General features: G+C 70.9%; 9 protein-coding genes. 6 read left to right on the top strand and 3 right to left on the bottom strand.

The window, feature by feature from the left end:
- From E4F61_RS06830 to E4F61_RS06820, 3 genes are all read left to right on the top strand, one after another.
- The coding region (locus E4F61_RS06830; protein ID WP_162301430.1) for a M13-type metalloendopeptidase at nt 1-347 on the top strand (347 nt) is incomplete at its 5' end.
- 192 nt (nt 348-539) lie between these two features.
- Nucleotides 540-839 (top strand): hypothetical protein, encoded by a 300-nt coding sequence (locus E4F61_RS06825; protein WP_133478925.1) that lies wholly within the window; start codon nt 540-542, stop codon nt 837-839.
- 88 nt (nt 840-927) lie between these two features.
- The gene (locus E4F61_RS06820) at nt 928-1,182 is read left to right on the top strand and encodes a hypothetical protein (protein WP_133478924.1); all 255 of its coding nucleotides are present in this window, start codon (nt 928-930) and stop codon (nt 1,180-1,182) included.
- 1 nt (nt 1,183) lies between these two features.
- On the opposite strand, the gene E4F61_RS06815 is transcribed toward E4F61_RS06820, so the two are convergent.
- From E4F61_RS06815 to E4F61_RS14665, 3 genes are all read right to left on the bottom strand, one after another.
- Entirely contained in the window at nt 1,184-2,827 is a 1,644-nt protein-coding gene (locus E4F61_RS06815) for a hybrid sensor histidine kinase/response regulator (protein ID WP_133478923.1), read from the bottom strand.
- The gene (locus tag E4F61_RS06810; RefSeq protein ID WP_238382834.1) at nt 2,824-4,284 is read right to left on the bottom strand and encodes an ATPase domain-containing protein; all 1,461 of its coding nucleotides are present in this window, start codon (nt 4,282-4,284) and stop codon (nt 2,824-2,826) included. Before E4F61_RS06810 ends, E4F61_RS06815 begins: the two co-directional genes overlap by 4 nt.
- A gap of 146 nt (nt 4,285-4,430) precedes the next feature.
- Nucleotides 4,431-4,832 (bottom strand): ExbD/TolR family protein, encoded by a 402-nt coding sequence (locus E4F61_RS14665; RefSeq protein ID WP_162301429.1) that lies wholly within the window; start codon nt 4,830-4,832, stop codon nt 4,431-4,433.
- Nucleotides 4,833-4,949: 117 nt separating this feature from the next.
- Between E4F61_RS14665 and E4F61_RS06800 the strand changes: the two genes are divergently transcribed.
- The 3 genes from E4F61_RS06800 to E4F61_RS06790 all read left to right on the top strand — a co-directional run bounded on the left by E4F61_RS06800 (nt 4,950) and on the right by E4F61_RS06790 (nt 7,407).
- Nucleotides 4,950-6,530 carry a tetratricopeptide repeat-containing sulfotransferase family protein gene (locus E4F61_RS06800; RefSeq protein ID WP_162301428.1) on the top strand — a complete coding sequence of 527 codons (1,581 nt, stop codon included), beginning with the start codon at nt 4,950-4,952 and terminating at the stop codon, nt 6,528-6,530.
- Entirely contained in the window at nt 6,523-6,915 is a 393-nt protein-coding gene (locus E4F61_RS06795; RefSeq protein WP_133478919.1) for a GFA family protein, read from the top strand. The genes E4F61_RS06800 and E4F61_RS06795 overlap by 8 nt, the downstream gene beginning before the upstream one ends.
- Nucleotides 6,916-7,020: 105 nt before the next feature.
- Nucleotides 7,021-7,407: a response regulator gene (locus tag E4F61_RS06790; RefSeq protein ID WP_133478918.1), complete on the top strand. Its 387-nt coding sequence runs from the start codon at nt 7,021-7,023 to the stop codon at nt 7,405-7,407.
- Nucleotides 7,408-7,426 lie beyond the last annotated feature (19 nt).

The raw sequence follows: 7,426 nt of genomic DNA, 5'->3' as shown, positions 1-7,426 counted from the left end.
TCCCGGACCTGTCGATCAACGGCAAGCTCAACCTCGGCGAGAACATCGCCGACGTGGCCGGGCTGGCGACGGCGCTCGATGCGTATCGCCTGTCGCAGCAGGGCAAGCCGGCGCAGACGCTCGAGGGCTTCACGCCCGAGCAGCGCTTCTTCCTCGGCTTCGCGCAGGCCTGGCGCGGCAAGTACCGTGACGCAGCGATGCGCAACGCGGTGCTCACCGACGTGCATTCGCCGGGCCGCTATCGCGCGATGACGGTGCGCAACATCGACGCCTGGTACGACGCGTTCGCGGTGAAGCCCGAACAGGCGATGTACCTCGCGCCCGACAAGCGGGTGAAGGTGTGGTGATACGGAAAGCCCGGCGAATGCCGGGCTTTTTCGTTGCGGGCGCACATGAACAGCGGCTCACGCGACGACGACGTCGATGAGCCGTGCCTTTACGGTCGGCGCGCATCGAGCGTCCGGCCAATGGTTTTCACGGTGTGCGTCGCTGCGCGTCACTAACCTCGCGCCACCGTAAATGCCGCACCGAGGTCCGCCATGCATCGCATCCTGTTCACCGCCGCCCTGCTGGCCCTCGCGCCCGCATGCGTGCACGCGCAGGCCGTGACCGCGAAGGCCGACCCGGCGGCCGCGCCGGCCAGCCCGCGCAAGTCGCACAGCCCGTTCGGCGACGTGATCCGCGAGCTGACGCGCGCGGCGCAGGCCCAGGCGGCCGCCAGCAAGGCAACGACGAACGCCGCACCGGCATCGCACGATGCGGCCAAGCCGGCCGCACCGCCGCGCACGATCGCCGTGCCGGCGACGGCACCCGTGCTCGCGGACTCGCGTCTCCCGTAATGCCGGCGACCTCCTTCGCCGCCGTCACGATCCCGCACCGCGCCGCGCGGTATCACCCGTGGGCGGATCGTCCGCGATGGAGGCAGGCATGGAACAGAACGACGTAGCGAACGCCGTGGCACAGGCCGTGGGACAGGCTCTGGGCGAGATGTCGGTCGGGGTCGCGGTGGCGGTGCTGGCGACGACCAACGCGATCGCCAAGCAGTCGTCGATCGATCGCGTGCAGCTGTTCCGCGACGTGCTGGAGAACCTGCCCGAGGTCGACGGTGCGGCGAAGAACGTGATCGACGTGGTGCGCGAAGCGCTCGGCGCCGCGCTCGCGGACGCCGAAGCCGCCCGCTGAATCAGCCCGAGTGGCGGAACGCCGGCGCGCCGGCGGCCGGCGCGGGAGGCGGCGGATCGAACGCGTCGACCGTCCCGCCTTCCAGCAGCGCCTGCAATGCGCCGATGTCGACCGGCTTGCTGAGGTGGTGGTCGAAGCCCGCAGCACGCGTGCGCTCGCGATCCTGCGGCTGGCTCCAGCCGGTCAGCGCGATGAGCCGGATCGCATTGCTTCCGTCCGCATCGCGCAGCCGTCGCGCGACCTCGTAGCCGTCCATGCCCGGCATGCCGATGTCGAGGAGCACGACATCGGGCGTGAAGCTCCGCGTGAGGTCGAGCGCGGTGGGGCCGTCGAAGGCGACGCGATGCTCGAGACCGAGCAGCTCCAGCACCATGCCCATCGATTCGGCGGCGTCGGCGTTGTCGTCGACCACCAGCACGCGCACCGCCGCCGCGCCGCGCGGTTCCACGTCATCCAGGCGGGGCGCCTCGACCTGCGGCGCCTGCGAGGCGGCGAGCGGCAGCCGCACGACGAATTCCGAACCGAGGCCACGGCCGTCGCTGTGCGCCTCGACCTGGCCGCCGTGCATGTCGACGATGTTGCGCACCAGCGTGAGGCCGATGCCGAGGCCGTCGTGCGCGCGGTGCGCCTCGCGACGGCCCTGCGTGAACAGCTCGAAGACGTGCGGGAGCATCTCGGGCTCGATGCCGATGCCGCGGTCGCGCACCGTCACCCGCACGCTGCCGTCCTCGCGCGCGACCCCGACCGCGATTTCGCCGCCCGGCTCGGCGTACTTGGCCGCGTTGTTGAGCAGGTTGGCGAAGACCTGCGCCAGCCGCACCGGATCGGCTTCCACGTAGAGCGGCACGTCCGGCGCTTCGAAGCGCAGCCCGTGATGCCCGGCCTCGACCAGCGGCCGGCTCTGGTCGATGGCGTTGCGCAGCACCGTCGTGAGGTCGACGCGTTCGCGCCGCAGCACGATGGTGCCGCGCGAGATGCGGGAGACGTCGATGAGGTCGTCGACCAGGCGCACCATGTGGTCGACCTGGCGCTTCATCATGTCGCAGAGCGCGCGGTCGTCCTCCGGCAGGCGGTCGTCCGAACGCAGCAGGTGCAGCGCATTGCGCACCGGCGCCAGGGGATTGCGCAGCTCGTGGCCGAGCATCGCCAGGAACTGGTCCTTGCGGTGCGCCGCCTCCGCCAATGCATCGCGCGCGCGGGCCAGGTCCTGCAGGTGGCTGCGGATCTGGTACTGGCGCTCGCGCGCCCGCAGGGCGGTGCGGACGTTGCTGGTCAGCGCGGCGAGGCGCAGCGGACGCTCCAGCAACAGCACGTTGCCGAGCTGCGCGAGCGCCTCGGAAACCTGCCGCGAATCGCTGCCTTCGCGTGCGAGCACGAGCACGGGCAGGTCGGACCAGCGCGGCTGGCGGTCGATCGCCCGCGCGAGCACGGCATGCGCGCCCATCGCGAGGATCTCCTCGCACACGAACACCGCGCCGGCGCCCCGCTCGATCTCGGCCTCGAGATCCGCGGGCGAGCTGCAGGCATGCGTGCTGATGCCGTCGCGCGCGAGCACCTCGCCGGTGAGGTCGCAGTCGCGCTGCGTCGGCAGCAGGAGCAGCAGCCGGGCCTCGTCGGCCGGGCCGTCGGCGCGGGCGGCGGTCACCGGGAGACCGGCTTGGCCGGACCCTCGTCGCGGTCGTAGGGCACGCCGGTGAGCACGCCGCGGAACTCCCGCAGCGGCTCGCCGATGACCACGCCTTCGGGCGTGATGGAGAGCGGACGAATGGTGTGTTCGTGCCCGCCGGTGCGCTTCTTGAGGACGGAGATGGCCTGCCGCACTTCGCCGCCGTACTCGAAATAGCGCAGCAGCACCACCGAGTCGGCGAGGTAGCTGATGTCGAGCGGGTTCTGCATCTGCCCGATCAGGCCCTGCTGCGCGCTGATCAGGATCGTCACTACGCCGTGGTGGCCGAGGAAGGCGAGCAGCTCGTGCAGTTGCACCAGCACGAAGCGGTCTTCCTGCATCGCGCTCAGGTAGCCGTTGATGCTGTCGATGACCACCGTCGTGACGTTGCCCTCCTCCACCGCGTGGCGGAGGCGATGGGCGAACTCGCCGGGCGACAGCTCGGCCGGGTCGACCGACTCGACGACGATCGCGCCGCTGTCCAGGTGGCGGTCGATGGGCAGCCCGATGCCGCGCGAGCGCGTGATCAGCGACTTGACCGACTCGTCGAACGAGAAGATCGCGGCACGCTCGCCGCGCTCGGCGGCCGCGATGCAGCAGCTCGTCGCGATCGTCGACTTGCCGGTGCCGGCCGCGCCGATCAGCAGCGTGCTGGTGCCGCGGTGGAGGCCGTTGCCGAGCAGCAGGTCGAGTTCATGCGAGCCGGTCGACACGGGCTGCTGCGGGATATCGCGCCGGTAATTGGCGGCGATCAGGCGCGGGTAGACGCTGAGGCCGCCGGTCTCGATCTGGTAGTCGTGGTAGCCACTGGCGAAGCGGCGCCCGCGGAACTTGCTGATGCGCAGCCGGCGGCGGTCGCCGCCGTATTCGGGATGCAACTGCTGCAGCGAGACGGTGCCGTGCACCAGCGTGTGCACGTGCAGGCCGTGCTCGGTCGTGCCACAGTCGTCGAGCAGCAGCACGGTGCACTGCTGGCCCACGAAATACTGCTTGAGGGCGAGTACCTGGCGCCGGTAGCGCAGCGGCGAACCGGCCAGCAGGCGCAGTTCCGCGAGGGAGTCGAACACCATGCGCCTGGGACGCAGGTTTTCCACCTGGTCGAGGATGCGCTTGGTCGTGTCGCCGAGCTCGACCTCGGACGGATGGAACATCGTGTAGTGCGAGTCGGGGTCGAGGCTGTCGTGCGGCGGCGCGAGCTCGTGGATGTGCACGCCGTCGAGCGACCACCCGTGCGACGCGGCGATCTCGCGCAGCTCGTGCTCCGTTTCCGAGAGAGTCACGTACAGCACCGATTCGCCGTTGCGTACGCCTTCCAGCAGGAACTGCATGGCGAGCGTGGTCTTGCCCGCGCCGGGAACGCCTTCGATCAGGTACAGGCGCTCCGGCGTGAACCCGCCGCCCAGAATTGCATCGAGGCCGGCAATGCCCGTAGACATCTGCGCCGGTCCGACATAGTCACTGCGTGCCATCTAACGTCCGATCCCCCACAACGAAGGGGCCTCGCGAGGCCCCCGATCGCGTCATGGGAGCACGCCGGAGTTAAGACCGTGTCAAGGAATCCGGTCGTGCCCCGGGCTCCCGTTCAGTCGAGCGCGATGTTGCCGAGCCCGCTCGCGCGGGCGGCGTCGAGCGCGGTCGCGAACCCTTGGTATTCGCTGTCGGCGGCGGCGCTGACGTGCAGCACGGCATCGGGCGACCGCCGCGCCGTGTCGGCGAGCACGCCGCGCAGGGCGGTCGCATCGAAGGCGCGACCGTCGAGCACGAATCCGCCGTTCGCGTCGACGCGCAGGTGCATCTGCACGGGCGGCGCCGGCGGCGTCGCGGGATTCGCCTGCGGCAGGTTCATCGGCAACGTGCCGGTCAGGACCGGCGCGGTGATCATGAAGATCACCAGCATCACGAGCATCACGTCAACCAGCGGCGTGACGTTCATGTCGGCCATCGCGGCGGTCTGCAGGCGGGGAGCGTAGGTGGATGCGGCCATCGTCGATCCTCCAGCGGGCGGAATGCCCGACTCGACCGTACGCCTGCGTGCGGTGGGCGGCAAGCCCGGGCGCGGCGACCGTCCTGCGGTAGGCTTCCCGGCCCGCAGGGCACCCCGATGAACGACCCCTCCCCCTCGCCGTCCTCCCTCGCCGCCGCGTTCGAACGCGGCGATTGGCCGACGCTGTACCGGCTCGCGGGCGAGGCCGCGCGGCATGCGCCGGACGATCCGGCGCTGCATTACCTGGCGGGCCTGTCGGCCATCGAACTCGGGCATGCGCCGCTGGCCGTCGCGCACCTGCAGCGCACCCCACCGCTGTGGCCGCGCCGGCCCGACGTGGGCGCGCTGCTCGCGCGTGCGCTGGCCGAGTGCCACCGGATGGACGAGGCCGCGCGGACCGCCGACGCTCTGTTCGCGCGCGACGATCTCGACGCGGCCACGCTGTCCACGCTGGGCACCGTCTACAGCCGCGCCAACCTGCACGAGCCCGCGCTGCGCGCGTTCCAGCGCACGGTGGACATCGCGCCGCAGCGTGCGCAGGACCGCTTCAACCTCGCGACGTCGCTGCTGTTCTTCGGCCGCATCGACGAAGCGGAAGCGCAACTGCGCGCCTGCCTCGACGCCGACCCGGCGTACTGGCGTGCGTATCTCGCGCTCGCGCAATTGCGCCGCCAGTCGGACGGCGCATGGATCGAACGCATGCAGGCGATCGCCGATGCGCATCCGCGCGATCCCGATGCGCAGCTGCACCTGCACCTGGCGATCGCCAAATCGCTGGAGGATGCGGGCCGCTTCTCCGAGGCGTTCGGGCACTACGTGCGCGGCAAGGCGCCGTGGCATGCGCGGCTGGGTTCATCGCGCGCGGCGGATGCAGCGGTCTTCGACAGCGTGCGGCGCGCGTTCGAAGCGATCCCGCCGGACGCCCGCGGCGCTCGTGGCGACGCTCCGATCTTCGTGATCGGCCTGCCGCGCACCGGCACGACGCTGGTCGATCGCATCCTGTCGCGGCATCCGGACGTCGCCTCGGGCGGCGAGCTCGGCCATTTCGGCGCGGCGCTGCAACGCGCGGCGGGCGGCGCCCCGCGCTCGCTGGCGGAATTGATCGACGGCGCGGCGCGCATCGACGACTGGTCGCGCGTCGGCCAGGACTATCTCGATGCCACGCGCGCGCTCGCCGGCGGCCGACCCCGCCTCGTGGACAAATTGCCGCACAACTTCCTGTTCGCCGGCTTCATCGCGCGCGCGCTGCCCGACGCGCGGATCCTCTGCCTGCGGCGCCAGCCGATGGACGCGGCGCTGTCGAATTTCCGCCAGCTGTTCGCGCCGGAATCGCCGTATCACGGGTACTCGTTCGACCTGCTGGACACCGGCGCGCATGTGATCGGCTTCGAACGCCTGATGGCGTTCTGGCACGCCGCACTGCCCGGACGCGTGCTCGACGTGCCGTACGAGCATCTCGTCGCCGATCCGGAGGCGTGGGTGCGGCGCATGCTCGAGTTCTGCGGGCTCGCCTGGCACCCGGACTGCCTCGACTTTTCCTCCGCCGACGGCGCCGTGCCGACCGCGAGCGCCGCACAGGTGCGCGAGCCGCTGAACGACCGGTCGATCGGGCGCTGGCGACGCTATGGCGATGCGCTGCAGCCATTGCGCGACCAGCTCGCTGCCGCCGGCCTCGATACGGAGGCTGGAAATGGATGAGCTGCACACGCACGCCGGCGGCTGCCACTGCGGCCGGGTCCGCTTCGAGGTCGACGCACCGGCCGCGCCGGAGGTCCTCGACTGCAACTGCTCGATCTGCCGCATGACGGGCTTCCTGCACCTCATCGTGCCGGCCGCGCGTTTCCGCCTGCTGCAGGGCGCCGACGCGCTGACCGACTACCGCTTCAACACCGGCACCGCTCACCACCTGTTCTGCCGTCACTGCGGCATCAAGAGCTTCTACGTGCCGCGCAGCCACCCCGACGGCTACAGCGTCAATGCGCGTTGCCTCGACGCGCTGCCGCTCGCATCGCTGCGGGTCATGCCGTTCGACGACGGCGACCGTGAGCGCGCGATGGCATCGCTGGCGTCGCACGGTCTCTGAACGCGTCAGCGAACGCCGTTACGGTCGCCCGGGTTTTCGCGCGGGCGCCACGTGCCGCCGCGCAAGCTCTGCGCGTCGCCCGCCGGGGCGGAACCGATGCAGGAAATGGACGGAATCGAAGGTCTGAAACTTCTGCTGGTGGAGGACGAATACGTGCTCGCGCTGGGCCTGTCCGACGCACTCGCCGACCTCGGCGCCGTGGTCGTCGGCCCGGTGGCCACCGTGGAGGACGCGCTCGCGCTGGTCGAGCGCGTGCCGGAGATCGACGGCGCCGTGCTCGACGTCAACCTCGGTCGCGAAGTCGCCTATCCCGTCGCCGATGCGCTGCTCGCGCGCGGCATCCCGTTCTTCTTCGCGACCGCGAACGAGCGCGCCTGCCTGCCCGAGCGTTTCGCCGCGGTTCCGGTCTGCGGCAAGCCGTTCCGTGTCGATACGTTCCGCGAAGCGGTGGCGGCACTGCGGGGCAACGCGCCGGCGCGCCAGGTGGCCTGAGACCACGCTACTGACACCA

This window comes from Cognatilysobacter segetis (assembly GCF_004359965.1).
GTDB lineage: Bacteria > Pseudomonadota > Gammaproteobacteria > Xanthomonadales > Xanthomonadaceae > Cognatilysobacter > Cognatilysobacter segetis.
This window is presented reverse-complemented; position numbering and strand designations above follow the sequence as displayed.